Annotated in this window: 23 protein-coding genes; 13 read left to right on the plus strand and 10 right to left on the minus strand. The window is 64.9% G+C overall.

Features of this window, described 5'->3' with window-relative positions; all coding sequences use genetic code 11:
* Positions 1-102: 102 nt before the first annotated feature.
* Positions 103-420 carry a Grx4 family monothiol glutaredoxin gene (gene grxD / locus LK542_RS04180; RefSeq protein ID WP_227810928.1) on the plus strand — a complete coding sequence of 106 codons (318 nt, stop codon included), beginning with the start codon at positions 103-105 and terminating at the stop codon, positions 418-420.
* The gene (locus LK542_RS04185) at positions 420-1,013 is read left to right on the plus strand and encodes a UbiX family flavin prenyltransferase (protein ID WP_227810929.1); all 594 of its coding nucleotides are present in this window, start codon (positions 420-422) and stop codon (positions 1,011-1,013) included. Before grxD ends, LK542_RS04185 begins: the two co-directional genes overlap by 1 nt.
* Positions 1,014-1,034: 21 nt before the next feature.
* Here LK542_RS04185 and LK542_RS04190 read toward each other — a convergent pair whose 3' ends face one another.
* The 3 genes from LK542_RS04190 to LK542_RS04200 form a co-directional block, all read right to left on the minus strand.
* A complete protein-coding gene (locus LK542_RS04190) occupies positions 1,035-1,208 on the minus strand; it encodes a hypothetical protein (RefSeq protein WP_201303300.1) in 174 nt (57 codons plus the stop codon).
* 117 nt (positions 1,209-1,325) lie between these two features.
* The gene (locus LK542_RS04195; protein ID WP_159699706.1) at positions 1,326-1,745 is read right to left on the minus strand and encodes a hypothetical protein; all 420 of its coding nucleotides are present in this window, start codon (positions 1,743-1,745) and stop codon (positions 1,326-1,328) included.
* Between the two features lie 250 nt (positions 1,746-1,995).
* Positions 1,996-3,048 (minus strand): MBL fold metallo-hydrolase, encoded by a 1,053-nt coding sequence (locus LK542_RS04200; protein WP_227810930.1) that lies wholly within the window; start codon positions 3,046-3,048, stop codon positions 1,996-1,998.
* 138 nt (positions 3,049-3,186) lie between these two features.
* Between LK542_RS04200 and LK542_RS04205 the strand changes: the two genes are divergently transcribed.
* From LK542_RS04205 to LK542_RS04240, 8 genes are all read left to right on the plus strand, one after another.
* Entirely contained in the window at positions 3,187-3,588 is a 402-nt protein-coding gene (locus tag LK542_RS04205; protein WP_227810931.1) for a MerR family DNA-binding transcriptional regulator, read from the plus strand.
* A gap of 117 nt (positions 3,589-3,705) precedes the next feature.
* A complete protein-coding gene (locus LK542_RS04210) occupies positions 3,706-4,890 on the plus strand; it encodes an isovaleryl-CoA dehydrogenase (protein WP_227801315.1) in 1,185 nt (394 codons plus the stop codon).
* Positions 4,891-4,944: 54 nt separating this feature from the next.
* On the plus strand, positions 4,945-6,747 hold the full coding sequence (gene aceK / locus LK542_RS04215; RefSeq protein WP_227810932.1) for a bifunctional isocitrate dehydrogenase kinase/phosphatase: 1,803 nt from the start codon (positions 4,945-4,947) through the stop codon (positions 6,745-6,747).
* Positions 6,740-7,939, plus strand: coding sequence for an acetyl-CoA C-acyltransferase (locus LK542_RS04220; protein WP_227810933.1), 1,200 nt, complete (start codon positions 6,740-6,742; stop codon positions 7,937-7,939). Before aceK ends, LK542_RS04220 begins: the two co-directional genes overlap by 8 nt.
* Positions 7,940-8,103: 164 nt before the next feature.
* Positions 8,104-8,772 carry an SDR family oxidoreductase gene (locus tag LK542_RS04225; RefSeq protein ID WP_227801318.1) on the plus strand — a complete coding sequence of 223 codons (669 nt, stop codon included), beginning with the start codon at positions 8,104-8,106 and terminating at the stop codon, positions 8,770-8,772.
* A gap of 37 nt (positions 8,773-8,809) precedes the next feature.
* Positions 8,810-9,937 carry an acyl-CoA dehydrogenase family protein gene (locus LK542_RS04230; RefSeq protein ID WP_227810934.1) on the plus strand — a complete coding sequence of 376 codons (1,128 nt, stop codon included), beginning with the start codon at positions 8,810-8,812 and terminating at the stop codon, positions 9,935-9,937.
* The gene (locus tag LK542_RS04235) at positions 9,934-10,467 is read left to right on the plus strand and encodes a GNAT family N-acetyltransferase (protein WP_227810935.1); all 534 of its coding nucleotides are present in this window, start codon (positions 9,934-9,936) and stop codon (positions 10,465-10,467) included. Before LK542_RS04230 ends, LK542_RS04235 begins: the two co-directional genes overlap by 4 nt.
* 57 nt (positions 10,468-10,524) lie before the next feature.
* Positions 10,525-11,508: a hypothetical protein gene (locus LK542_RS04240; RefSeq protein WP_227810936.1), complete on the plus strand. Its 984-nt coding sequence runs from the start codon at positions 10,525-10,527 to the stop codon at positions 11,506-11,508.
* A 7-nt stretch (positions 11,509-11,515) separates the two neighbouring features.
* Here LK542_RS04240 and LK542_RS04245 read toward each other — a convergent pair whose 3' ends face one another.
* The 4 genes from LK542_RS04245 to LK542_RS04260 all read right to left on the minus strand — a co-directional run bounded on the left by LK542_RS04245 (position 11,516) and on the right by LK542_RS04260 (position 19,062).
* Positions 11,516-12,559 (minus strand): LD-carboxypeptidase, encoded by a 1,044-nt coding sequence (locus LK542_RS04245; RefSeq protein WP_227810937.1) that lies wholly within the window; start codon positions 12,557-12,559, stop codon positions 11,516-11,518.
* A 78-nt stretch (positions 12,560-12,637) separates the two neighbouring features.
* Positions 12,638-15,487, minus strand: coding sequence for a TonB-dependent receptor domain-containing protein (locus LK542_RS04250; protein WP_227810938.1), 2,850 nt, complete (start codon positions 15,485-15,487; stop codon positions 12,638-12,640).
* Positions 15,488-15,673: 186 nt separating this feature from the next.
* Positions 15,674-17,455, minus strand: coding sequence for an ABC transporter substrate-binding protein (locus LK542_RS04255; RefSeq protein WP_227810939.1), 1,782 nt, complete (start codon positions 17,453-17,455; stop codon positions 15,674-15,676).
* A 71-nt stretch (positions 17,456-17,526) separates the two neighbouring features.
* The gene (locus tag LK542_RS04260; protein WP_227810940.1) at positions 17,527-19,062 is read right to left on the minus strand and encodes a serine hydrolase; all 1,536 of its coding nucleotides are present in this window, start codon (positions 19,060-19,062) and stop codon (positions 17,527-17,529) included.
* A gap of 181 nt (positions 19,063-19,243) precedes the next feature.
* Between LK542_RS04260 and LK542_RS04265 the strand changes: the two genes are divergently transcribed.
* Entirely contained in the window at positions 19,244-20,482 is a 1,239-nt protein-coding gene (locus LK542_RS04265; protein ID WP_227810941.1) for a nucleoside recognition domain-containing protein, read from the plus strand.
* A 9-nt stretch (positions 20,483-20,491) separates the two neighbouring features.
* Positions 20,492-21,973 carry a D-alanyl-D-alanine carboxypeptidase/D-alanyl-D-alanine-endopeptidase gene (gene dacB, locus LK542_RS04270; protein WP_227810942.1) on the plus strand — a complete coding sequence of 494 codons (1,482 nt, stop codon included), beginning with the start codon at positions 20,492-20,494 and terminating at the stop codon, positions 21,971-21,973.
* Here dacB and LK542_RS04275 read toward each other — a convergent pair.
* A complete protein-coding gene (locus LK542_RS04275) occupies positions 21,970-22,725 on the minus strand; it encodes an SDR family oxidoreductase (protein ID WP_227811201.1) in 756 nt (251 codons plus the stop codon). The genes dacB and LK542_RS04275 overlap by 4 nt on opposite strands.
* Positions 22,726-22,826: 101 nt before the next feature.
* Between LK542_RS04275 and LK542_RS04280 the strand changes: the two genes are divergently transcribed.
* Positions 22,827-23,738, plus strand: a complete 912-nt coding sequence (locus LK542_RS04280) for a LysR family transcriptional regulator (protein ID WP_227810943.1) — start codon at positions 22,827-22,829, stop codon at positions 23,736-23,738.
* On the opposite strand, the gene LK542_RS04285 is transcribed toward LK542_RS04280, so the two are convergent.
* Both LK542_RS04285 and LK542_RS04290 read right to left on the minus strand, forming a co-directional pair.
* Positions 23,735-24,670, minus strand: coding sequence for a polysaccharide deacetylase family protein (locus LK542_RS04285; RefSeq protein ID WP_227810944.1), 936 nt, complete (start codon positions 24,668-24,670; stop codon positions 23,735-23,737). The two genes, LK542_RS04280 and LK542_RS04285, sit on opposite strands and share 4 nt — an antisense overlap.
* Before the next feature lie 79 nt (positions 24,671-24,749).
* Complete coding sequence (locus LK542_RS04290; RefSeq protein WP_227810945.1) at positions 24,750-25,337, minus strand: PEP-CTERM sorting domain-containing protein; 588 nt, start codon at positions 25,335-25,337, stop codon at positions 24,750-24,752.
* Between the last annotated feature and the right edge of the window lie 30 nt (positions 25,338-25,367).

Raw genomic sequence — 25,367 nt, forward strand, 5'->3', positions numbered from 1 at the left:
GCAAAAATGCGTCGATTGTCACAGTCCGAAGGGAAGCGAACCTGCCCTGCCGAATTCTTATAAAATGTCGGCATCTTATCCATTCTCACCGAAGGCAAACACATGAGCGACGTTCAAACCTGGATCAAAGACACCGTGACCAACACCCCGGTCGTGCTGTTCATGAAAGGAACCGCCCAGTTCCCGCAATGCGGCTTCTCGGGCCGCGCCATCCAGATCCTGAAAGCCTGCGGCGTCGACAACATCGCCACCGTCAACGTGCTGGAAGACGCCGAAGTCCGCCAGGGCATCAAGGATTACTCGAACTGGCCGACCATCCCGCAGCTGTACGTGCGCGGCGAATTCATCGGCGGCTCGGACATCATGAACGAGATGTACGAATCGGGCGAACTGCAGACCCTGCTGAAGAACGGCCAGTAATGGCCGGGCGTCCGCGTCGAATCGTCGTCGCCATCACCGGCGCGACCGGCGCGGTCTATGGCGTGCAGCTGCTGCGGCGCCTGCACGCGACTCCCGGCGTCGAGACCCACCTGGTCATTTCCGACGCCGCCTCCCTCACCCTGCACCAGGAACTCGGCCTGCAGCGGCGCGACGCCGAAGCGCTGGCCGACGTCGTCCACCGCAACCGCGACATCGGCGCCTCGATCGCCAGCGGTTCGTTCCAGACCGACGGCATGATCATCGCTCCCTGTTCGATGAAAACGCTGGCGGCCGTCGCCCACGGGCTGTCGGACAACCTCGTCACGCGCGCGGCGGATGTGATGCTGAAGGAAAGGCGCAGGCTGGTGCTGATGGTGCGCGAAACGCCGTTCAACCTGGCGCACCTGCGCAATATGACGGCCGTGACGGAAATGGGCGGCATCGTGTTCCCGCCCCTGCCGAGCTTTTATCATCGTCCGGCGACGATCGACGAGATGGTCGAGCACACGGTCGACCGCGCGGTCGACCTGCTCGGGCTCGACAATGCCAACGCCCCGAGATGGGGCGGCATGAAAACTACGCCGGACACCTGAGTCCGGCTCAGTCGGCTTAAACTAGCGCTTATCGCCGTCGAAGGGGTCGTCGGCCTTCTTCGCCTCGCGCGCTTCCTCAATCATCCGCCGCTTGGCGTTGCGTTGTCGCATCACTTCAGCATGGCGCGCCGCCGTCATCGGCGGTGCGGTCATCAGTTCCTTGAGCTGGGCGGTGTTGGCGTAGTTGTTTCGCATACGGCAGCTGCTCCTTGACGTGACCGTGTGGCGGCGGATCCGCTCGCCACAAGTTGATTATGAACCAGCTCCGGCCATTTGTGCGTTCCGGAGGTCACGAAAAATGCAAATGCGAAACTATTTTTGCTCTGGTTTCTGGTGATTCATGCGCACCAGCATGCGGATGAACTCGCGTGCCAGCTGGCGATGATGCTCATCCAGGCGTTGCAAATCTGCAATCAACTTCACGTCGGCTGACTCGAAACGGGCGCCGCCGCCATTCGCCTCGGCGCCGGCGGCCGCGTTCTCGGCGCCGCCGAAACGCAGCCAGTCGGCGGGCACGCCCAGCCACTGCGCGATCATGCGCAGCTTTTCCTGGGTCGGGATGGCTTCACCTACCAGCCACTTGCGCGCGGCATGGACGGTGATCGGGCGGCCTTCGAAACGGATGTTGAATTCCCTGGCGAGGCGGGTCGGGCTATCGGGCGAGTAGTGGGCATTCTTCAGCGCCTGTTGCAGGCGCTCACTGAAGCTCTCCCGTTCATTGGTTGAATTCATTGTGATGCTATCGATTCATGTGGGCGGCTTCTTACTGCAGAGAAGCCTCAACGGACAATCATACCCTGAAAAAAGTAACAAAGATGTGATTATCTAATAGAATTTGCATGTTTTACAAATTCGAAAACGATGCGCCATACCCCATTTGGGAGATGAAAATATATCCTATCGGAAAAAGTATGACATTGCTGCACGATTGAATGCAACAATTATGCGTGGCCAATAAACATGGCTACGCGTGCAGGAACCTTCAGGCGAGCTGGAAGCGGATGATGCCGTCGCTGCCACGGCTGCGGCGCAGCATGCCGTCGCGCCACAGCTTGTGCAGGTGGGCCAGGGCCTCGCCCAGAGCGAAACTGAGCTGGTGGGCGTCCAGTTGGCGGCGGAACATCAGGGGGACGATGTCGACCGCGGAGCGCGGTTCGACGCAGGCGGCAAGGACCTCGGCCAGGCGCGCTGCGTGGTGATCATGCAGCTGCGCAATGCGGGTATGCAGCCCGCGGAAGGGTTTACCGTGCGATGGGAGAACAAGAGTGTCTTCAGGCAAGTTTGTGAACTTTTTCAGCGAGTCGAGGTAGAGCGCGAGCGGATTTCCTTCCGGCTCGACCGCGAACACCGAGACATTGGTCGAGATGCGCGGCAGCACCATATCGCCCGACATCAGGACCTTCAGTTCTTCCGAGTATAAAGATGCGTGTTCGGGCGAATGACCGAAACCGGTGATCACGCGCCAGCCGATATTACCGACCTGGACAGTGTCGCCATCCTGCAGGCGGGTATAGGCTTCCGGCACGGCCGGCACCAGCGACGGATAGTAATTCTTGCGGCTGCGCATCTGGTCGAGCATGGCCGGATCGACTAGGCCATGGCGCTCGAAGTGCGGAATGGCCGAGGGGCCGTCCACGCCCGGCAGCGCCGCCGCCATCATGCGCGCAAAGGCGAATTCACCCGCGGTGGTCCAGAACGGGGCTTCGAAGCGATCGCTGAGCCAGCCCGACAGCCCGACGTGGTCCGGATGGCAATGGGTGGCGAACACGCGCAGCAGAGGCGCGCCCTGCAGGCCCTCTGCCAGCACCTGCTCCCAGGCGGCGCGGGTGGCCTCGGTACCGGCGCCGCAGTCGATCACGCTCCAGCCCGTCCGTCCTTCGACCTCGTCCTTCAGCAGCCACAGGTTGATGTGGTCGAGCGCAAAGGGCAGCGGCATGCGGATCCACAGCAGGCCCGGCGCCAGCTCATGGACCATACCCGGCGCCGGGATGGTGTCGCCAAATGGATAGTGCAGCTGGGCTTCGAGCGGGTTCATGGAAAACTTTCGTATTCGTCGGCAAGCGGTCGCGCTACAATGCCGTTAACGTTAACGTAAACGGAAATGCGCAGGCATCGATTGTAAGCGATGTCGCGTTTTGCTTCCTTTGCCCAGGCTTTTTTACCCGTAGCTTCCATGGTCACCTACACCATCGCCGAACTGGCCCGCGAATTCGACATCACCGCCCGCGCCATCCGTTTCTATGAAGACCAGGGACTGCTCAGCCCCAAGCGCGAAGGCGTGGGCGGCCGCAACCGCGTCTACACACCGCGCGACCGTACCCGGCTCAAGCTGACCCTGCGCGGCAAGCGCCTCGGCCTGACCCTGTCGGAAATCAAGAGCATCGTCGACATGTACGAGTCGCCGCGCGATACCGCGGCCCAGATCGAACGCTTCCTGGGCGTGCTGGCCCACCAGCGCGTGACCCTGGAACAGCAGCGCGCCGACATCGAGATGGCGCTGGAAGAAATCTCCGCGCACGAAGAAGAATGCCGGCGCCTGCTGGCGGAAAGCACCGAACGCAAGGACGCCGCCTGACTGGTGTCATGGGGCTGACGCCCGGTTTTTTCGCCCCTTAGTTGACGTTTACGTTAACGTAAGAGGCGAGTATCATGCACCCTATTCTGCTCAACCACCGTTCACCGTGAGGACGACATGCTGCATCTCCCAGGCCTGACCTTTGACCATGGCGAAGACATCGCCGCGCTGCGCGAAGCCGTACAACAGTTCGCGGCAGCTGAAATCGCACCGCGCGCCGCGGAGATCGACCGCAGCGACCAGTTCCCGATGGACCTGTGGAAGAAGATGGGAGAACTGGGCCTGCTGGGCATCACCGTCGGCGAGGAATACGGCGGCGCCAACATGGGCTACCTGGCGCACATCGTCGCCATGGAAGAAATCTCGCGCGCCTCGGCCTCGGTCGGCCTGTCCTACGGCGCCCACTCGAACCTGTGCGTCAACCAGATCAAGCGCAACGGCAGCGAAGAGCAGAAGCGCAAGTACCTGCCGAAGCTGATCTCGGGCGAGCACGTGGGCGCGCTGGCCATGTCCGAGCCGAACGCCGGCTCCGACGTCGTCAGCATGAAGCTCAAGGCCGAGCTGAAGGGCGACCGCTACGTCCTGAACGGCACCAAGATGTGGATCACCAACGGCCCGGACGCCGACACCCTGGTGGTGTACGCCAAGACCGACCTGGAAGCCGGCCCGCGCGGCATGACCGCCTTCCTGATCGAAAAAGGTTTTAAGGGCTTCTCGATCGCCCAGAAGCTCGACAAGCTGGGCATGCGCGGCTCGCACACGGGCGAGCTGGTGTTCCAGGATTGCGAAGTGCCGGTCGAGAACGTGCTGGGCGGCGTCGGCAAAGGCGTGAACGTGCTGATGTCTGGCCTGGACTTCGAACGCACCGTGCTGTCCGGCGGTCCGCTGGGCATCATGTCGGCCTGCATGGACGTGGTCGTCCCCTACATCCACGAGCGCAAGCAGTTCGGCCAGGCGATCGGCGAGTTCCAGCTCATGCAGGGCAAGATCGCCGACATGTACTCGACCATGATGGCTTGCCGCGCCTACGTCTACGCCGTCGGCCAGGCTTGCGACCGCGCCACCAGCCCGGAACAGGTGCGCGCGCTGCGCAAGGACGCCGCCGGCGCCATCCTGTACAGCGCCGAAAAGGCGACCTGGATGGCCGGCGAAGCGATCCAGACCCTGGGCGGCAACGGCTACATCAACGAATACCCGGTCGGCCGCCTGTGGCGCGACGCCAAGCTGTACGAAATCGGCGCGGGCACCAGCGAGATCCGCCGCATGCTGATCGGCCGCGAGCTGTTCGGCGAAACGATGTAAGCACGGTGAATGGGCGGTGAAGCCGCCCATCCTACATAGCGCGCGAGACGAACGATGACCCAGGGAGCGTTCCCCAAACTGCTGTCTTCCCAGATCGCATTCGACATCGCGCGCACCATCCTGGACGGCTTCGACAAGCACTACCGCCTGTTCCGCCAGGCCAGCCAGGAAGCGCGGCGCCATTTCGAGGGCGCCGACTGGGCCACCGCGCAGGCCGCGGCGCGCGAGCGCATCGATTACTACGACAAGCGGGTGCAGGAATGCGTCCACGTGCTGCAGGACGAGTACGACCCGGAAGAACTCACGGACCGCGTCTGGCGCGAAACCAAGCTGCATTACATTGGGCAGCTAGCGGGCCACAAGCAGCCGGAACTGGCCGAGACCTTCTTCAACTCGGTCAGCTGCATCATCCTGCACCGCAGCTACTACCATAACGATTACATCTTCGTGCGCCCGGTGATCTCCACCGAGTACATCGAGACCGAGGAACCGGCGCCGACCTACCGCGTCTATTACCCGGCCGCCGACGGCCTGCGCCCTGCCCTGCGCCGGGTGGTGACCAACTTCCAGTTCGCCCTGCCCTTCGCCGACCTCGATCGCGACGTGGCGCTGGTCGAGGCGCGACTGAGCGAGGCCTTCGGTTTACAGCGTGCGGAACCGAACCTGCAGCTGCAAGTGCTGTCCAGCCCCTTCTTCCGCAACAAGGGCGCCTACATCGTGGGCCGCGCCATCAACGGCCCGCGCGACTACCCCTTCGTGATCCCGGTGCTGCACGACGGCACCGGCAAGCTGGCATTGGACACGGTGCTGACTGAGGTGTACCACATCACCTTACTGTTCAGCTTCACGCGCGCCTACTTTTTGGTGGACATGGAAGTGCCATCCGCCTATGTGCAGTTCCTGCGCAGCCTGATGCCGCGCAAGCCGCGCAGCGAGATCTACACGGTGCTGGGTCTGCAGAAGCAGGGCAAGACCCTGTTCTACCGCGACTTCCTGCAGCACCTGAAGCATAGTTCCGACCTGTTCCGCATCGCGCCCGGCATCCGCGGCCTGGTGATGCTGGTGTTCGAGCTGCCTTCCTTCCCCTATGTGTTCAAGGTGATCAAGGATTTCTATCCGCCGCCCAAGGACACCACCCGCGCCCAGGTCAAGGAAAAATACCTGCTGGTGAAGCACCACGACCGCGTCGGGCGCATGGCCGATACGCTCGAGTATTCTGACGTTGCCTTCCCGCTGGCGCGCTTCTCGGAAGAGCTGCTGGCCGAGCTGAAGGAATTTGCTCCTTCCCTGGTCGAGATCGAAGGCGAGCGCATCATCGTGCGCCACCTCTACATCGAGCGCCGCATGGTGCCGCTGAATATCTACCTGGCGGACGCCCAAGCCGCGGGCGACGAGGAACGCATCGAGCACGGCGTGATCGAATATGGCAATGCGATCAAGGACCTGGTCGCGGCCAACATCTTCCCGGGCGACATGCTGTACAAGAATTTTGGCGTCACCCGCCACGGCCGCGTCGTGTTCTATGATTACGACGAGATCGAATACCTCACCGACTGCCAGTTCCGCGACATTCCGGAAGCGCGCAACGAAGAGGACGAGATGGCTTCGGAACCCTGGTACCCAATCGGCAGGCACGACGTTTTTCCGGAACAGTTCGGCCGTTTCCTACTTGGAAATCGAACGATCCGGCACTACTTTATGAAACACCACGCGGAGCTGTTGACCCGCGCGTATTGGCAATCCCACAAGGACCGCATTCTGGAAGGCGTCGTCGACGACGTGTTCCCCTACCCCCAGCAGATTCGCTTCTGCCACCACGCACATCCCTCTACTTTGGAGAACCTGAACAATGAATGATCCAGTCGTTATCGTTGGCGCCGCCCGTACCCCGATGGGCGCCTTCCAGGGCGATTTTTCGTCGAAGTCGGCGAGCGACCTCGGCGCGGTGGCGATCAAGGCCGCGGTGGAGCGCGCCGGCGTCGACGCCAACAGCGTCGAGCACGTCTACTTCGGCAACTGCCTGATGGCCGGCCAGGGCCAGGCCCCGGCGCGCCAGGCGCTGATCAAGGCCGGCCTGCCGCTGTCGACCGGCGCCGTGACCCTGTCGAAGATGTGCGGCTCGGCCATGCAGGCCGCGATCTTCGCGCATGACCAGCTGGTGGCCGGCAGCGCCGACATCGTCGTCGCAGGCGGCATGGAATCGATGACCAACGCGCCCTACCTGATTCCGAAGGCGCGCGGCGGCTACCGCATCGGCCATGCGCCGATGTTCGACCACATGATGCTCGACGGCCTGGAAGACGCCTACTCGCGCAACGAGAAGACCGGCGAAGGCCGCTCGATGGGCACCTTCGCCGAAGAGTGCGTGGCCACCTACCAGTTCTCGCGCGAAGAGCAGGACAACTTCGCGATCGAGTCCGTCAAGCGCGCGCAAAGCGCCAACAACGAAGGCTGGTTCAACTGGGAAGTGGCGCCGGTCTCGGTCGCCACCCGCACCGGCGAACTGCTGGTCGAGAAGGATGAAGGCCCGATGAAGGCCAAGGTCGACAAGATCCCGTCCCTGAAGCCCGCCTTCAAGAAGGACGGCACCGTGACCGCCGCCTCGTCCTCGTCGATCAACGACGGCGCCGCGGCCCTGGTGATGATGCGCGAATCGAAAGCCAAGGAACTCGGCCTGACCCCGATCGCCCGCGTCCTCGGCCACGCTACCCACGCCCAGGAACCGAACCTGTTCACCACCGCTCCGATCGGCGCAATGCAGAAGCTGTTCAAGAAGACCGGCTGGAAGGCAGGCGACGTCGACCTGTTCGAGATCAACGAAGCCTTCGCCGCAGTGCCGATGGCCGCCATGCGCGATCTCGACATCCCGCACAGCAAGGTCAACATCCACGGCGGCGCCTGCGCCCTGGGCCACCCGATCGGCGCCTCGGGCGCGCGTATCATCGTCACCCTGCTGGGCGCGCTGAAGCGCACCGGCGGCAAGCGCGGCGTGGCCTCGCTGTGCATCGGCGGTGGCGAAGCGACCGCGATGGCGATCGAACTGGTCTAAGCCGATCGGCGGCGTTATGCCGTCGTAGGGTGGGCGGGTCTCCCGCCCACGCGTTCAAACAGTGCATACTGAGTGGCCAAGCATCTTTGCGTTGACCGCGCGGTCGGCGAAGCCGACCACCCTACGAAACCCGACCAAGCCAACAATTTTTAAAGGAGCCTGTCATGCCTACCGCTTTGATCCTCGGCGCCTCGCGCGGCATCGGCCACGAGATGGTGCGCCAGTACCGCGCCGAGGGCTGGCGCGTGATCGCCACCGCGCGCAAGCAGGACGATTGCACCGCACTGTCGCAGATGGGCGCGGTTGCGCACCAGCTCGACGTCACCAGCGCCGACTCGATCGCCGCGCTGGCTTGGCGGCTCGACGACGAACAGGTCGATGTGGCCTGGCTGGTGGCCGGCGTCTACGGCCCCTCGGGCTCGAGTTTCCCGACCGGTCCCGAGTTCGACACGGTCATGCACACCAACGTGCTGTCCGCGATGCGCCTGATTCCCATCGTCGGCCCGCTGGTAGCCAACACGCGCGGCAAGCTGGCCGTGCTGTCTTCCAAAATGGGTTCGATCGGCGCGCGCAACAGTACCGAGGGCACGCTGTACCGCGCCAGCAAGGCCGCGCTCAATTCGGTGCTGGCCGATGCCGCCATCACCTACGGCGCGCAAGGCGTGACCTGCGTGGCCTTCCACCCGGGCTGGGTGCAAACCGACATGGGCGGTTCCGGCGCGACTCTCACGCCCGAGCAGAGCGTGCGCGACCTGCGCGCCACCCTGGCGAAGCTGGACGCGTCCAGCAACGGCGCCTTCCTCGACCACGACGGCACGCCGATCCCGTGGTAACCCTATAACGCATCGCGCATAACAAACACGAGACACCATGATTCTGAGCGAAGAACACCAGATGATCCGCGACGCCCTGCGCAGCTACGCGCAGGAGCGCCTGGCCCCGAACGCCGCACGCTGGGACCGCGAGCACTACTTCCCCAAGGACGAGCTGAAGGAACTCGCCGGGCTGGGCGTCTTCGGCGTCGCGGTGCCGGAACAGTACGGCGGCGCGGGCCTCGACTACGTGTCGCTGGCGCTGGTGCTGGAAGAAATCGCGGCCGGCGACGGCGGCACCTCGACCATCATCTCGGTCAACAACTGCCCGGTGTGCTCGATCGCCATGATGTACGCGAACGAAGAGCAGAAGGAACGCTTCCTGCGCCCGCTGGCGCAAGGGGAGATGCTGGGTGCCTTCGCCCTCACCGAACCGCATACCGGCAGCGATGCCTCGGCCCTGCGCACCACCGCCACCCGCGACGGCGACCACTACGTCATCAACGGCAGCAAGCAGTTCATCACCAGCGGCAAGTACGGCGACGTCGCCATCGTCCTGGCCGTCACCGACAAGGCCGCCGGCAAGAAGGGCATCAGCGCCTTCTGGGTGGAGACGAACACACCCGGCTACATCGTCGCCGGCCTGGAACAGAAGATGGGCCAGCATTCATCGGACACGGCGCAGATCGTGTTCGACAACTGTCGCATCCCAGCCGCCAACCTGATCGGCGAAGAAGGCATGGGCTACAAGATCGCCCTGTCGGGCCTGGAGGGCGGCCGCATCGGCATCGCTTCGCAGTCGGTCGGCATGGCGCGCGCAGCCCATGAAGCGGCCCTCGCCTATGCCAAGGAACGCGAGAGCTTCGGCAAGCCGATCTTCGAGCACCAGTCGGTGCAGTTCCGCCTGGCCGAGATGGCGATGCAGATCGAGGCCGCGCGCCAGCTGATCCTGCATGCGGCCGCGATGAAGGATGCGGGCCTGCCCTGCCTGAAGGAAGCCGCGATGGCCAAGCTGTTCGCCTCCGAGATGGCCGAGCGCGTGGTTTCGAACGCCATGCAGGTGTTCGGCGGCTACGGCTACGTGGCCGACTTCCCGGTCGAGCGCATCTACCGCGACGTGCGCGTGTGCCAGATCTACGAAGGCACCAGCGACATCCAGAAGATCCTGATCGCGCGCGCGCTGTGATCCTCATCCGTCCCGCCACGACCAGCGACCTGCCGGCGCTGTTCGCCTACCTGGGTGACCAGCTGGCCGAGAACGGCCGCGAGGGCGTGCTGTTCCAGCCGCTGGCGCCGACCCTGGACGGCGTGCCGCCGGCGATGCGCGAGCGCTTCGCCACGGGCATGGCGACCCCGGTCGGCCAACCGGGCTGGCGTCACGTCTGGATCGCAATCGACGCTGCAGGCGCCATCGCCGGCCACATCGACCTGCGCGCCCGCCCGGAACCGGCCTGCAGCCACCGCACCCTGCTCGGCATGGGCGTACGCCACGACGTGCGCCGCGTCGGCCTCGGTACGCGCCTGGTGCAGGAAGCGCTGGCCTGGGCCCGCGCCAGGGGCTTTGCCTGGGTCGACCTCGAGGTGCTGTCGCAGAACCACAAGGCGCGCGCGCTCTACGTGCGCAGCGGTTTCGTCGAAACCGGCGAAGTGCCGGACCTGTACCGCATCGGCGGCGTATCGGTCGGTGAAGTCTCGATGAGCGTGCGGCTGGGCTGAGCTGCCGCTTCATGCCGCCTGCATTGACCGGCAGGCGCTCGGCCTTATACTGGCCCGATGACCACTTTCGCCCGCTCCCTCTTCCTTCCCTTGCTCGTACTGAGTGCTTCGGCAAACGCCGGCGACCTCGGCAAGGCCGACTGCCGCATCGCGCCGCTTTACCCGCCTCCGGTCGACGATGCCGTGTCGTGGTCGGGCGGCTGCAAGGATGGTTTCGCCGACGGCAAGGGCGTGCTCGAATGGCGCACGCAAACCGCGGGCAATCGCCGGCTGGAAGCGACGCTGGTGCAGGGCGAGGTCACGGGCGAAGCGATCCTGACCTACGACGCCGGCAAGTACCTCGGCTGGGTCGGGCGCGGCATGCCACATGGCCTCGGCGCGCATCTTGCGCAAGACGGCTCGACCTACGAAGGCCAGTGGCAGGGGGGCCGACGCCATGGCGTCGGCAAGGCGACGTTCGCGCTGGGCGGCAGCTACGATGGCGAGTGGCGCGGCGGCCAGATGCACGGCCAGGGCAAGATCGTCTATAACGGCGGCCGCACCTACGCCGGGGAATTCGTCAACGGACGCGCCCTCGGCGCGGCGCCGAGATCTTCCGGCGACGCCGAACGCTTCGGGCTAAAGGAAGAGCATCCCCGCACCGGCACGAACGTGCTGCGCGACCGCGCCACCGGTTTCGCGCCCATGGATGCGTCGTGGCAGGAACTGACGCCGCCCCAGCAGAGCCTGGTCCGCAACGCCTATCCCGCCCTCGACGATGGCGACGAACCGCCGTACCCGCTCAAGGGCACGCGCGCTTTCTTTGACGACGTGGCCAAGCTGTACCGGCGCTTCCACGACTACCGCGGCGACGCGCTGGTCTATGTCACGGTGGGCCCGGAGGGCAAGCCGACCAGCGCCAGCACCTTTGGCGTGCCGCACCAGGAGTTCGCGCGCTACCTGGCGATGGTCACCATGATCCAGCGCTTCAAGCCGGCGCTGTGCGCCGGTACGCCGTGCGAAATGATCTACCCGATGAAGTTCCGCTTCAAGGTGAACTGAGAGCGGCTCAGGACACCGCGGCCTCGAGCAGGGTCACGGTCTGCGCCGCCGTATCGAGCCGCGCACGCACGCCGATCGGCACCGTGAACTGGTGGCGGATATGGCCGATCGAGTAGCCGGTCACCGCCGGGATGGTCAAGGGCTGCAGGTGCTGGTCGAAAGTCTGGTCCAGGCTCAATGAGCGCCGCCCTTCCTGCGGAGCGCAGTCTTCGCACACCCCGACGATGACGCCGGCCGCGTTCGCAAACCCGGTCGACAGGTCGAGCTGGGTCATCCAGCGGTCCAGGCGATAGGGCGCCTCGTCCACCTCTTCCAGGAACAGCAGGCTGTCGCGGAAGTCGGCCGCGTAAGGCGTGCCGGCCAGTGCAGCCACGATCGACAGGTTTCCCCCCAGGAGCGGGCCGGTGGCCACGCCTGCCGTCACGGTGCGGATGCCGAAATGCGGCATGGTGTGCGCCTTCACCACGTTCTCCGGCGCCATCGGGATCGTGTAGCTGGCCCGCGGGTCGGTGAGCACCGCCATCATGTGCTCGCGCGGATAGCTTTCCAGCGTCGACGAGGCCACCGGGCCGTGGAAAGTCACCAGCCCTACCTTGTTGTAAATCGCCAGGTGCAGCGCCGTGATGTCCGAGTAGCCGAGCAGGATCTTCGGGTTGCGGCGAATGAGTCCGTAGTCGAGCCCGGACAGCAGCGAGATGCAGCCGGAGCCGCCGCGGATCGGCCAGATCATCTTCACCTCGGGGTCGGCGAACATGGCGTGCAGGTCGGCCAGACGCTGCTGCACCGAACCTGCGTAGTTGCCGAAGGCGGCGCCAAGGTAAGCACCCACTTTCACGCGTAGGCCGAGGGCTTCGATGTTCTTGACCGACTTCTGGATCAGGCGATCGTCGACCACGCCGCCGGGGGCGATCAGGCCGACCAGGTCGCCGGGGCGCAGGCGCGGTGGTTTGATGAGGCGTTTCGACGAGCGCCGGGGAGCGGCGGCGGCCAGGGCGGGGGCGGAGATGGCGGCTGCGACGGAAGCGCCGAAGCCGCGTCGGCTGATTTTCATAGGCGACAACAAAGAAAAACGGCCCGCGCCGTGGAGGCTTGCGCCTCCCCCGACAGCGGGCCTTCCACGCCGGTCAACTTAGAAGAACTTGTAGGTCACCTGCAGGCTGAACGAGCGGCCACGCGGGTCGGCCACACGCGGTTCCCAGCTGCTGCCCGCACCGGTGTTGCTGTCGTAGGTGATCGCGAACGGAGGATCTTCGTCGAAGATGTTCTTCACGCCTGCGGTCAGCGTCAGGTTCTTGAAGCCGGTGTAGCTGGCCGTCAGGTTGTAGATCGAATACGCATCCACCTTCGGGTTGTAGTTGGTCGGCTTCACCAGGCCGTTGGCCACGCCCGGCAGCACCTGGTCGTCGTAGCCCGAACGGTAGATGTTCTGGAACAGGCCGCTCCAGTCGCCGTACTTGTAGGTCACGTAGGCGGTGTGCTTCCACTTCAGGCCCAGGTCACCGGTGAAGGTGAAGCGGCCCACTTCGCTTGGACCGAACTCCGCATTGGTGGTGGCGCGCGACTTCTTCTCCAGCAGGCGCGAACCGTCGATGCCGGCAGTCCAGATGGCGCCGGTGCTGAACTTGCCGTTGAAGCGGGCGCCCAGCTCGAGGCCGCGGGTGGTGCGCTCGCCGGCGTTGACCCAGCGCTGGTCGATACCGAAGATGTTGCCCGACGCGTCACGCCCGAAGCGCTCCGAGAACAGGTTGTAGTTCGCCACCATGGTCGCCGTGCTGAACGAGTCGATGGTGTTCTGCTTGCGGATCTCCCAGATGTCGGCATTGGCCGAGAACCAGGTGAACGGCTCGATCACGATACCGACGGTGCCCTGCTTCGCGGTCTCCGGCCCCAGGTCCGATTTACCGCCAGTGAAGATAGTCGGGGTGATCGATTCGCAGCCAGGCTTGGTTGCATCGACCAGGCCAGTCGGGCACTTGGCCGGATCGACCAGGTCCTTGCCGGCATACGGCGATTCGGTAACGCCGTTGTACAGCTGGTTGAACGACGGGGCGCGGAAGCCTTCGTTGTACGAACCGCGGAACAGCAGCTGCGGGATCGGCTGGTAGCGGAACGAGACCTTCGGGTTGGTGGTGGCGCCGATGCCGCTGTAGTGGTCGCGGCGGATCGCCAGCGTCACGTCCAGGTTCTTGATCACCGGGATCAGCAGCTCGGCATAGACCGCCTTGATGTCGCGATGCACGCCGTCCAGCGCGTTCGGATCGTCGAACGGCGCGTTCAGGATCACGGGACGGGCGCTTGCTGCGCGCCTGTCGCCGTTGAACTCGTAGCCTTCGCGGCGCAGGTCGAAGCCGACGGCACCCATCACGGTACCGGCCGGCAGGTTGAACAGCTCGCCCGACAGCGCGCCGTCGACTTGGGTCAGGGTAGTCCTGCCGCCGTACATGACGACGCCTTCGGCCGAGGTGCTCTTGATCAGGTCGAGCGCTTCCTGCGACTGGGTCTGACCCGGCAGCAGGAAGGGGTTGATCTTGCCGGTGCCGAGGGCATTGGCCAGGGCGACGGTGTAGTTGTAGCCGGTGCCCAGGGTCGATTCCGACTCGCTGAAGGCGCGCGAGGCGCCGACGCGGTAGTCGAAGGTACGGCCGAACAGGTTGACCGGGCCGTCGGCGCCGACCAGCAGGCGGGCGGCTTTGGACTCGGTCACGATCTCGCGGTTGCCGCACTCCATGCAGCGCCAGCGGTAGGCGATTGGCAGGCCGTAGTTGGCCGAGATGCTCGGGAACACCTTGACCAGCGCGTTATACACGTTGTTGTAGGCGGCGCCGGTACTCGGGTACCACGAGCTGACCGGGAAGGTGGTGGCGCCCGGCGAAATCTGGTTCGGCGAGAAGCGCTTGGCCACTTCGACGTTCGAGCCCACGGCTTCGACGAAGAACTGGTGGTCGCCGCGCTGGAAGGTGGCGCGCGCCAGCGCATTGCTGCTCTTGACCGGCTGCTGCAGCACGGCCGCGCGGCCGGTGTCCCAGGCGCAGCCATAGGCGGCGCCGGCACTGTTCCACAACTTTTCATCGTAGGGGCCCTGGCCGTCGATGCTGTTGCAGCCAGCGCCGCCCGGCAGGTCGAGGATGCTGATGCCGTTATAGGTGGTGGTGCCGCCGCCCGGGATGGTTGGGCCGGTGCCGGTGCGCGACAGCAGCGACGGACCCACGGTGGTGGCGAACACGTTGGCGTGCGGCGAACCGCGGGTGTCGACCGAGACGCCGCGGTCCGGCTGGAAGGTGTTCACGAAGTCGCGCTGGTCGCCGCGCAGGGCCTTGTTCTCGCGGTGCGAGAAGGTAGCCAGCACGTTCCAGCCGTCGGTCTGCAGGTCGCCCCAGCCGCCGGTGAGGGAGGCGCGGCCGATCTCGCTGCCGCCCGCTTCGGTGACGTCGACGAAGCCCTGGGCTTCCAGACCCTTGTAGTTCTTCTTCAGGATGAAGTTGATCACGCCGCCGATCGCGTCGGTGCCGTAGATCGCGGAAGCGCCGTCCTTCAGCACTTCGACGCGGTCGACCGCCGCCATCGGGATCGAGTTCAGGTCGACCGCCGAACCCTTCATGCCGTGGGTCGCGATGCGGCGGCCGTTCAGCAGCACCAGGGTCGAGTCGGCGCCCTGGCCACGCAGGTTGGCCGAGGAGGCGCCATTGTTGCCGCGCTGGGCGCCCGAGGTGACGTCCGCGTTCGAGGCCAGGTTGTCGGAGCCGTTGCCGTTGATGTTCAGGGTCGCGATCAGCTGCTCGGCGCTGACAATGCCCTGTGCTTCGATCTGCTTGGCGCTGATGATCTCGAGCGGCAGTGCGCCTTCCTTGGCGATGCGCTTGATGCTACTACCGGTGATCTCCACACGCTGGATCGGGCCGCTGGTCTGGATGTTCTGTGCCAGTGCCGGGCTGACCGCTCCCATCAGGGCGATCAAATGGGCGAGCTTCTTTAACTTCACGCGTTTCTCCTAACGTTTTCCCTTGGCGACCGAGGAAAGCCTGGCCGTTTTGTATTGTCGTAATGTCTAGCCATTACCTTATTCTGCGAATTCAGGATAGGCCGAGTGATTTCCGGCTATCCAATGAATTATCCGGCGGCCAGTATAACTAACAGGAATGTTTTATTTAGGAAAAACTGTATGCATCTAGGGCGACGCTCTACCAGAGCGTGCCCTTTGCGCAACATCGACATCCAGATAACGCCATTGGGTGAATTCCACCGGGTGGCGTTTGTAGTTTTTCAACCACGGATGGCGCAAATCGCCCGATAAAACGTGGGTCAGGGGTACCCATGGGTTATAGGCGTGGATCAGCTGGTTCATCTCGAAATACAGCTTTTGGCGCTCGGGGCCGTCGGTGAGCCGGCGTGCCTGCTCGTAGCGTACGTTGTATGCGGGCAGGTTGAAGCGCGAATAATTGGCGCGCCCGGCATTCGGGCCGTAGAGCAGCTGGTAGAAGTTGTCGCCGTCGGGGAAGTCGGCAATCCAGTTACTTTCGAACATCTGGACCGTGCCCAGGCGCGAGGCCTTGATGATCTCGGTCTTCTTGTCCGACTTGAAGACTACGCGCAGGCCGATCGCGTTCAGGCACTTGCGCCACAGCTCGTCGCGCAGGCGGCCACCGACCGTGGCTTCGCTGTGCATCGTCAAGGTCAGGGGCTTGTTGTCCGGAGTACGCCGGAACCCGTCCTCGTCGCGCCGGGTGTAGCCGTGGCGGTCCAGCAGCGCATTGGCCAGGGCCGGATCGTAGGGCACCGGGCTGCGGTAGTTCGGGTCGTAGCCCAGCACATTCGGCGGCAGCGGCGACTCGGCCTTGATCGCAAAGCCTTTCTTGAGCAGCGCGATGTCTTCGGCATTGTTGTACGACAGCGAGATCGCCCGGCGTAGCGCCACCTTGTCCTTGCCGTAGCCGCCGACCACCGGGTCGTTCATGTTCATCCACATGTAATAGGTCTGCAGCACCGGGAAGCGCGACAAGACGATGCCGCGCGCGGCCAGCTCGGGTTTGAGCTGCCCGTCGCGCACCACCATGTCGGTCATCGATTCGGGGATCTGCTCGAGGTAGTCGTACTCGGCGTTCAGGAAGCCCAGCATGCGGCCCTGGAATTCCTCGGCGATGCGCACCTCCACCCGGTCCACGCGCGGCAGGCGCTTGCCTTCCAATGCGCCGGCGATGGCCCGGTCCTCGGCACTGTTACTGGGCGTGGCGTGGAACACGGCGGTCGAATAGGGATTGGCCAGCAGGACGATGCGGTCGCTGCGCTTCCACTCGCCCACCATGAAGGGACCTGTGCCGACCGGGTGGTTGCCGGCCTGGCCCGGGTAGGCCTCGATGACTTCGCGCGCCACCACGCCCGTGGCCGGGGTCGCGAGGTAGAACAGGAAGTTGTTGTCCGGCGCCTTGAGGCGGATGCGCAGCGTGTACCTGTCGGGCGCCTGCAGGCCGGCGACCTGCTTGTCGACGTCGTACTCCTTTTTCAGCACCTCGTCGCCCAGGATCTTCCCGTCGAACATATAGGCCCAGGGCGACTTCAGGGCCGGATTGTACAGGCGCTTGATGCTGTAGACGTAGTCCTGGGCCGTCATCTCCCGTTTCACCCCCTTGAATGCCGGGTCGGGGGTGAAATGGATGCCGGGGCGGATGCGGAAGGTGTAGGTGAGGCCGTCCGCGCTCACCTCGGGCATGGCGGTGGCCGTGTTCGGACGCAATCTGGCCGGGCGCGCCAGGTAGTCGTAGCGCAGCAGCGGGTCAAACAGGTTTTCCAGCAGCGACAAGGTAGCGTTGTCCGAAGCGGCGGCCGGGTCGAGCCCGGTCTCGCTGGTGGACAGGAACATGCGCAGCACCTTTTCCTGGGCGGGCGCCTGCGCGCCCGCGTTACCAAGGCACAGCAGGGGGAACAGGAGGGCGGCAGCGAGGCGACGTGTCATGACGAGGGCTTGAAAGCGGCGGGGAAAACGATGCGTATCATAGCCGCCGCCGCGGGAAAGCGGTGGCTTCCTTATTGCTTCACCGGCGTCAGCTCGATTTCCTGCACCTTGGGCTCGCGTTCCGGGGTGAGGGTGAATTTGACATCTACCCTCCCGCGCTCGCCGACCAGCGGGAAGCTGCCGCGCAGGCCGTTTTCGGCCTTGATCGGGCCGACCGAGGTGATGCGTCCGATCGGTTCCAGCTTTTCGCGCGCATACGCGATCCAGTCTTCACGCGAGCGGTCGAGGAACAGGTTCTCGGCCGCGATCGCACCCGCCAGGGACGCATCCCAGGACTGCACCAGTTGCGCCACCTGGGTATGGCGGGTGGCCAGGATCGGCGACACGGGAACCGGGCGCGGACCCAGGTCGGCGCGCTCGACCAGCATGGCCAGCGCCTTGGCGGTCGGTCCGTACACCGGCCCGTAGCGCAGGTTGGTGAAGGCGAACACCCCGACCCCATGGTCCGGTGCGAAACGGTACTGGCTGCCGAAGCCCGGCAGCCCGCCCGAATGGCCGGCGCTCATCACGCTACGGCTGTCGCGCTGCCACACCAGGCCGTAGCCGTAGAAGCTGACGTTCGGGTTCGGCGTTTTCATGTCGCTCAGGGTCGCCCGGGTGGACAGGCCGGCAAATGCGTGCGGCAGCTGCATCTCGCGTACCGAGGCGCGTTTCACTGGTCCGCGCTCCGGCTCGTTGCGGGCCGGCCAGGCATCGAGGTGGAAGGCGACGTAGCGCGCAAAGTCGTCCATGGTCGTGATCAAGCCGCCCATCGCGGCGCCGTCGCCATCGGGCAGGATCGGCTCGCGTTCCCAGTGGTCGCGGTCCCAGCGGTAGCCCAGGGCCAGCTTGCCAGGTGCGGCCTGCGTGTATTCCCAGCGCGTATTGTGCATGCCGAGCGGGCGCAGGATCTGGCGCGTGACGTAGTCCTGGAAGCGCATGCCGGACGCCTTGCTCACCACCTTGCCCAGCAGGATATAACCGAGGTTGCTGTACTCGAAAGTCTGTCCGGGAGCGTTGGAGAACGAGAGGCCGGCGCCGACCAGTTGCTCGATTTTTGCGTTGGGCAGGGCCATCTGGCGGTCGCCCCAGGGATTGTCCTCGGGCAGTCCGGTGGTCATCGTCATCAGCTGGCGCACCGTCAGGGCGGGCGAATCAAGGGTCGGCAGCTGGACGCGGCGCAGTTCGGGCAGGAGATTGGCGACCGGGTCGTCGAGCCGCAGCTTGCCCTCGTCACGCAGCTTGAGCGCCGCCATCGCCACGAAGCTTTTCGTCATCGAGGCGATACGGAATTCGGTCGAGCTCGTTGCCGGAATCTTGCGCTCCACATCGGCCAGGCCGAGCGCACGGGCATGCACCAGCTTGCCGTCGAGGACCACGCCGTACACCAGTCCAGGCAGGTGCTCCTTGCCGGCGAGGTCCGTGTACATCTTGTCTATTTCGGGAAGGATCGCTGCCACCCGTTCGGCCCGGCCCGTGGTGGGCTCCTGCGCAGATGCATGGGGGAAGGCGATGCTGCCGAGGACGAACACGAAGCTGCACAGGCTGGGGCGAAATGGGCGCTGCATCTGGTCTCTTCTCCGGTCAACGTGGATGACGAAAGATTATGCCCTGATTCTCCTGCCATCGAGCAAACAAAGACCCCTCATAACTTTTTCGCATGGACCAAACGCATTCTTTCATCTGCGCAGCTTGTTCCCGGCCTATACTCTCGCTGCACAATCGTACGACCTCAGCGGCGGCATCTACATGGCACTCAATTACATCTGGACCGGTTTCTTCCTCGTGGGCTTCCTGGCGGCGCTGGCCCAGTGGCTCTTCATGGGCGACACCGAGATCTTCAAGCGCATCATCGACGGCACCTTCGACTCGGCCAAGATGGCGGTGATGGACATCGCCCTGCCGCTGGCCGGCGTCATGACCTTCTGGCTCGGCATCATGAACGTCGGCGAGAAGGCCGGCGCCATCCAGCGCTTCGCCCACGTCATCGGGCCCTTCTTCGCGCGCATCTTCCCCGGCGTACCACGCGAGCACCCGGCCAACGGCCACATGGTCATGAACTTTTCGGCCAACATGCTCGGCCTGGACAACGCTGCCACGCCCTTCGGCCTGAAGGCGATGGAAAGCCTGCAGTCGCTGAACCCCAACAAGGACGAGGCCAGCGATGCCCAGCTGATGTTCCTGGTGATCCAGACCTCGGGCCTCACCATCATCCCGCTGGCCGTGATGGCGCAGCGCGCGGTGCTGGGCGCGGCCAATCCGGCCGACATCTTCATCCCGACCCTGATCGCGACCTATACCGCGACGATCTGCAGCATCATCGCGGTCGGCCTGCGCCAGCGCATCAACCTGCTCGATCCGGTGATCTTCGCCTGGATCGGCGGCACCGCGGCGCTGATCGGCTCCGTCGTGGTCGGCTTCACCTACTTCCTCGACAAGTCGCAGATCCAGCTGGTGTCGACGGTGGTTGCCAACCTGGTGCTGTTCTCGGTGATCGCCATCTTCATGACCGGGGCCCTGCTCAAGAAGGTCAATGTGTTCGAGACCTTCATCGAAGGCGCCAAGGCCGGCGTCGAGACCTCGATCAAGATCATCCCCTACCTGGTCGGCATGATCGTCGCGATCAGCGTGGTGCGCAATTCGGGCATCCTGGGCCTGATCGTCAACGGCTTCGCCTGGATCTTCGGCGCGCTCGGCCTGCAGACCGATTTCGTCGGCGCGCTGCCTACCGCCCTCATGAAGTCCCTGTCCGGCAGCGGCGCGCGCGCCATGATGATCGACGCGATCAAGACCTACGGCGTCGATTCCTTCGTGGGCCGCCTGGCCAGCATCCTGCAGGGCGCTTCGGACACCACCTTCTACATCATCGCCCTGTACTTCGGCTCGGTCGGCATCCGCAAGACCCGCTACGCAGTCAGCTATGGTCTGCTGGCGGACCTGATCGGCATCATCGCCGCCATCTTCGTCGCTTACCTGTTCTTCGGTTAAGGAATACCCATGCTGCGCCGCCTTGTCCTCGCCACCCTGCTCTGTGCCTCGTTCAGCGTCCACGCCCAGCTGCCCGCCCCGGTAGCCCAGGCGCTGGCGCAGCAGGGTCTGCCGGAAGACGCCCTCGGGGTGCTGGTGCTGAAAGGGGACACGACGGTGCTGTCGCACCAGGCCGACCGGCCGATGCAGCCGGCGTCCACCATGAAGCTGGTGACGACCATGGTCAGCCTGGAGCGCCTCGGTCCCGCCTTCCGCGGCCGTACCGAGCTGCGCACCACGGGCGAGATCGACAAGGGCGTCCTGCGCGGGAACCTGATCCTGAAGGGCGGCGCCGATGCCGACCTGTCCGGCCAGGACCTCGAGAACATGCTGCGCGCCCTGTACTACCAAGGCATCCGCCGCATCGAGGGGGACCTGGTGCTGGACCGCAGCCTGTGGCAGCCGGCGCGCATGGAAGTCGGCCTGCCGCCGTTCGACGAGTCGCCCGAGGCCTACTACAACGTCATCCCCGATGCGCTCATGGTCAACAAGAACATGCTGCAGATCGACATGCGCTCCACCACCAAGCGCCTGAAGCTGGAGATGCAGCCGGAACTCGACCGGGTGTCGATCGGCTCCGATATGACGCTGATCGACGCCGACTGCTCGAAATGGGAAGACGGCTGGAAGCTGCCGGAAGCGGTGCGCCAGAAGAGCGGCCGCATCAAGGTGATCCTGCACGGGACCTTCCCGAAGGACTGCGCGCGCAGCTACAGCATCAACGTGTTGGACCGCAATGACTACATCGAGCGCCTGTTCCGCCAGAAGTGGAAGGAACTGGACGGTAAGTTCAGCGGCAAGGTGGTGGAAGGCACGGCGCCGCCTGAATCGCGCGTGCTGGCCGAGCACACTTCGCGCATGCTGCCGGAACTGGTACGCGACACCAACAAACCTTCCGACAACCTGCTGGCGCGCACCCTGTTCCTGAGCCTGGGCAGCCTGCAGCCGGATCCGGCGGCGGGCAGCTTCGCGCTTCCGCCCACTGGCGAACCGACCTTCGTGCGCGCCGACGCCGCCGTGCGCGAATGGATGCGCGCGCACCGCATCGACGACACCGGCCTGGTGATGGAAAACGGCTCCGGCCTGTCGCGTACGGAACGCATCACCGCGCAGCAGATGGCCTACTTGCTGCAGGCCGGCCTGCGCAGCAACTGGATGCCCGAGTTCCAGGCCAGCATGCCGATCGCCGGCATCGACGGCACCCTGCGCCGGCGCCTGCAGGGCACGCCGGCCGCGGGCCGTGCGCGCCTCAAGACCGGCACGCTGCGCAACGTGGTGGCGCTGGCCGGCTATGTGCCGGATGCGAACGGGGTGCAGAACGTGTTCGTGGCGATCGTGAACAGCGAGCAGGCGGGCAACGGGCGCGGGCGCGCCGTGCTCGATGCGCTGGTCGACTGGGTCGCGCGTTCCGGCGCTGTTCAACAGCAGCCCGCCGCGCCTGCGGCTCCTTAAACCTGCGCCATCCCGCCATCCACGAACAACTCGGTCCCGTTCACGAAGCTGGCATCGCTTGATGCCAGGAACAGCACCGCCTTTGCGATCTCTTCCGGCTCGGCCACCCGTCCCAAGGGCACCTGGCTGGCCAGTGCATCGAGCAGTCCCTGCTGCGCGGCCGCATCGTCGCCGGCCAGTTCCACCAGGCCTGGTGTGCGCACCGGGCCCGGGCTCACCACGTTGACGCGGATCTGGCGATCTTTCAGGTCGAGGATCCAGCTGCGGGCAAAGGCGCGCACCGCGGCCTTGCTGGCGCTGTAGACGCTGAACGCGGCGTTGCCGGTGCTGCCGGTGATCGAGCTGGTCAGCACCACCGATGCGCCTGTGGAGAGCAGCGGGATGGCTTTCTGCACCGTGAACAGCAGCGCCTTGACGTTGCGGTCGAAGGTGGCGTCGTAGTGCTCCTCGGTGATGCTGCCCAGCGCCTGCATGTCGCCGCCGCCCGCGTTCACGTACAGCACGTCCAGGCGCCCGCTTTGCTCGCGGATGCGGGAAAACAGGCGGTCGAGGTCGGCCGGGTTGGTCGAATCGGCCTGGATCGCGGTCACGTTGGGGCCGATGGCCTCGGCGGCGGCATCCAGCTCGGCCTGGCGGCGGCCGGTGATGAAAACGTGGGCGCCTTCCAGGGCGAACTGCTGGGCGGTAGCCAGGCCGATGCCGGTCGAGCCGCCGGTGACGAGTGCGATCTTGTTTGCGAGCTTGGTCATGATTTCCTCCATTGGGTTGGTTGACGGAGACCAGTGTAGTTTGTACACCCGCAGGGATAAATCCGGTTATGATGGAATCATCTTCCATGTACATGCACAATCGGATGGATCACCTGCTCGCGCTGCGCACCTTTGTCCGGATCGCCGAAGCCGGCAATTTCACCAGGGCGGCCGACCAGCTCGGCCTGCCCCGCTCCACCGCCAGCAAGATCATCCAGGACCTGGAAGACCACCTCGGCACCCGGCTGATCCATCGCACCACGCGCCGCATCACGGTCACGCCCGAAGGCGCGCAATACCACGGGCGTGCGCTGCGCCTGCTGGCCGAACTGGAAGACATGGATGCCGAAGCGCGCCGCACGCGCGCCATGCCGAAAGGGCGGCTGCGCGTCGACGTCGGTTCCTCGATCGCGAACCTGATCCTGATCCCGGCGCTCCCCGGCTTCCAGGCCGCCTACCCCGACATCGAGCTGCGCCTGGGCGTGAGCGACCGCCCGGCCGACATGGTGGGTGAAGGAATCGATTGCGTCATCCGCGGGGGTGAGCTGGCCGAGACCTCGCTCATCGCGCGCAAGCTCTGCGAACTGGACTTCATCACCTGCGCCCACCGCGACTATGTCGTGCGGCATGGCCTGCCTACCCATCCCCGTGAACTCGCACAGGACCACCGCCTGCTCGGCTATTTTTCCTCACTGAGCGGCAGGACAATCCCGCTGCGTTTCGAGCGGGATGGGGAACGCATCGAGATCGGCGCCGATGGCGGCACGGCAGTGAACGAAAGCACGGCCCACGTCACCGCCCTGCTGGCGGGCCTGGGAGTGGCGCAGAGCTTCCGCTTTGCGCTGCAACGCCACCTCGACAGCGGCGAACTGGTGCAGGTGCTGCCGGAATGGTCGCAGCCGGCGCACCCGCTGTACGTGATGTATCCGCCCAACCGCAACCTGAACGCCAAGGCGCGCGTGTTCGTGGACTGGGCGGTGAAGGTGTTCGCGGCGGTGGATACGCGCAGGATTTAAAGGCCCTGCTGCTTCAATGCCTCGATCTCGAAGTCGCCGTCGTCCATCAGGCGCAGGCCGAGGTCCTGGGTACTCAGGCCCAGGCTGCGCCCCATCGACAGCAGCAGGCTCTGGCCCGGCGCCGCACGGTCCGGCATCAGCTGGTAGACCGGATCGGCATAGGCCTGGGCCGGGGTCGTGATGGTCCAGCCCATGTCCTTGAACTGCTGGACGACGTCGTCCAGCCACAGCGCATTGATCAGGTTATGGTGCAGCAGGAGCACTTGCGGGATGTCCCTCCCTTGCAGGCGCTGGGCCAGGGCGCGGTAGGCCAGCGCGCGCTGGCGAATGTGCGCCAGGTAGGCCTGGCGGACCGGCTCGACGTTCGCGTTCGGATCCGCGTCCAGCATCTGGACCAGCTTGTCGTTCAGCCGCCAGTCGCTGGTGTCGAGGCTGACGTAGCCGTTGCGGTAGCCCTGCTGGCGCAGGAAGGCGCGCATGCCGTTGCGCTTCTCGAGCGTATTCCCCTCGCGCAGGTAGGTGAAGCGGAACCATTTCTGGTAGCCCGGCAGCGCAGCGACGACGCGGTCGCAATCGAGCACTTCCTGCTGGTACTGCGCCAGCGTGACCTTGGCGCTGTCCAGGTCCGGATGCGTCACCGTGTGATTGCCGAGGGCATGGCCGCCCTGGCCCCAGGCGTGCGCCAGCGCCAGCCCTTCGGGCCGGTCGGCGCCGAAGCCGCAGGTCACGAACAGCGCAGCCTTGACCTTGTGCTTTGCCAGCGCCGCCAGCATTGCTGCATTGCGGGCCTGCGGCGACAGGCGCGGAGTAGCGGCGAGGTTCGGGCCGTCGTCAAAGGTGAACGCGACAGACTGGGCATGCAGCTGCGGAGCGAGAACCAGGCTGATGGCGGCAAGCGCCGCGCGCAGCGCGCGTGCAGGAGGGACAGGCATGAACGGCTCCGTTCGGTGAAGGAACCGGCATTCTGGCCGCGCCGGCGGCAGGTGTCCAGCCGGCGCGCATGAACGGCGATCAGGCTTTGCGGCGGCGCCTGATTGCCAGGCCGCCCAGGCCGAGGCCCAAGAGGGCAAGCGAGCCGGGTTCCGGCACTGCCGTGATCTTGGTGGTGAAGTAGGCGGCATCGTTGCTGTTCGCGTTGCCTGCCCAGATCCACTGGGCGTTCGAGGCGATGTTCGGACGCGTGTTCCAGGGCGTGACGCCATTCGCGCCCTGGCCGATCAGGCTGCCGTAGACGCCATTGAAGCCGACATTGTTGCCCTTCCAGTTCACGGTATTGGTGACCAGCGATTGCGTGCCGTTGGCGAAATAGTGCCGTTTGTCGCTGATGGCGAACTGGCCCAGCATGCCTGCCAGGCCGCCCTGGTCATAAGCGTAAATGTGCAGATAATAGTCACGGCCGGCTTCCAGCACGACTTGGCCAGTGAAGCTCGTTTCCCAGAAATTGCCATTGCTGAAGGCAAGGCCAGTCTGGTTGTCGCTGGTCGACAGGTAGGCGATGTAGCCGTTATCGACGCTGAGCGTGGTCGTCAGGGTGCCTGCGGAAACGCCGGCACTCGCAAGCAGCGCAGCCAGGGCAAGTGGATAGAGTGAAGTACGCATTATTTCCCTTAGTAAATATTTGATTCTTTT

The sequence above is a fragment of the Massilia sp. IC2-477 genome (assembly GCF_020707265.1).
Classification (GTDB): Bacteria; Pseudomonadota; Gammaproteobacteria; order Burkholderiales; family Burkholderiaceae_D; genus Telluria.

What these genes read in the sequence shown, in the direction of transcription:
- LK542_RS04225 (WP_227801318.1), top strand. Translation starts at nt 8,104, where the DNA reads ATGCCTACCGCTTTGATCCTCGGCGCCTCGCGCGGCATCGGCCACGAG.
- aceK (WP_227810932.1), top strand. Translation starts at nt 4,945, where the DNA reads ATGACCCAGGGAGCGTTCCCCAAACTGCTGTCTTCCCAGATCGCATTC.
- LK542_RS04230 (WP_227810934.1), top strand. Translation starts at nt 8,810, where the DNA reads ATGATTCTGAGCGAAGAACACCAGATGATCCGCGACGCCCTGCGCAGC.
- LK542_RS04200 (WP_227810930.1), bottom strand. Translation starts at nt 3,048, where the DNA reads ATGAACCCGCTCGAAGCCCAGCTGCACTATCCATTTGGCGACACCATC.
- LK542_RS04280 (WP_227810943.1), top strand. Translation starts at nt 22,827, where the DNA reads ATGGATCACCTGCTCGCGCTGCGCACCTTTGTCCGGATCGCCGAAGCC.
- LK542_RS04255 (WP_227810939.1), bottom strand. Translation starts at nt 17,455, where the DNA reads ATGACACGTCGCCTCGCTGCCGCCCTCCTGTTCCCCCTGCTGTGCCTT.
- LK542_RS04185 (WP_227810929.1), top strand. Translation starts at nt 420, where the DNA reads ATGGCCGGGCGTCCGCGTCGAATCGTCGTCGCCATCACCGGCGCGACC.
- LK542_RS04195 (WP_159699706.1), bottom strand. Translation starts at nt 1,745, where the DNA reads ATGAATTCAACCAATGAACGGGAGAGCTTCAGTGAGCGCCTGCAACAG.
- LK542_RS04260 (WP_227810940.1), bottom strand. Translation starts at nt 19,062, where the DNA reads ATGCAGCGCCCATTTCGCCCCAGCCTGTGCAGCTTCGTGTTCGTCCTC.
- LK542_RS04285 (WP_227810944.1), bottom strand. Translation starts at nt 24,670, where the DNA reads ATGCCTGTCCCTCCTGCACGCGCGCTGCGCGCGGCGCTTGCCGCCATC.
- LK542_RS04210 (WP_227801315.1), top strand. Translation starts at nt 3,706, where the DNA reads ATGCTGCATCTCCCAGGCCTGACCTTTGACCATGGCGAAGACATCGCC.
- dacB (WP_227810942.1), top strand. Translation starts at nt 20,492, where the DNA reads ATGCTGCGCCGCCTTGTCCTCGCCACCCTGCTCTGTGCCTCGTTCAGC.
- LK542_RS04245 (WP_227810937.1), bottom strand. Translation starts at nt 12,559, where the DNA reads ATGAAAATCAGCCGACGCGGCTTCGGCGCTTCCGTCGCAGCCGCCATC.
- LK542_RS04265 (WP_227810941.1), top strand. Translation starts at nt 19,244, where the DNA reads ATGGCACTCAATTACATCTGGACCGGTTTCTTCCTCGTGGGCTTCCTG.
- LK542_RS04240 (WP_227810936.1), top strand. Translation starts at nt 10,525, where the DNA reads ATGACCACTTTCGCCCGCTCCCTCTTCCTTCCCTTGCTCGTACTGAGT.
- LK542_RS04220 (WP_227810933.1), top strand. Translation starts at nt 6,740, where the DNA reads ATGAATGATCCAGTCGTTATCGTTGGCGCCGCCCGTACCCCGATGGGC.
- LK542_RS04205 (WP_227810931.1), top strand. Translation starts at nt 3,187, where the DNA reads ATGGTCACCTACACCATCGCCGAACTGGCCCGCGAATTCGACATCACC.
- grxD (WP_227810928.1), top strand. Translation starts at nt 103, where the DNA reads ATGAGCGACGTTCAAACCTGGATCAAAGACACCGTGACCAACACCCCG.
- LK542_RS04190 (WP_201303300.1), bottom strand. Translation starts at nt 1,208, where the DNA reads ATGCGAAACAACTACGCCAACACCGCCCAGCTCAAGGAACTGATGACC.
- LK542_RS04290 (WP_227810945.1), bottom strand. Translation starts at nt 25,337, where the DNA reads ATGCGTACTTCACTCTATCCACTTGCCCTGGCTGCGCTGCTTGCGAGT.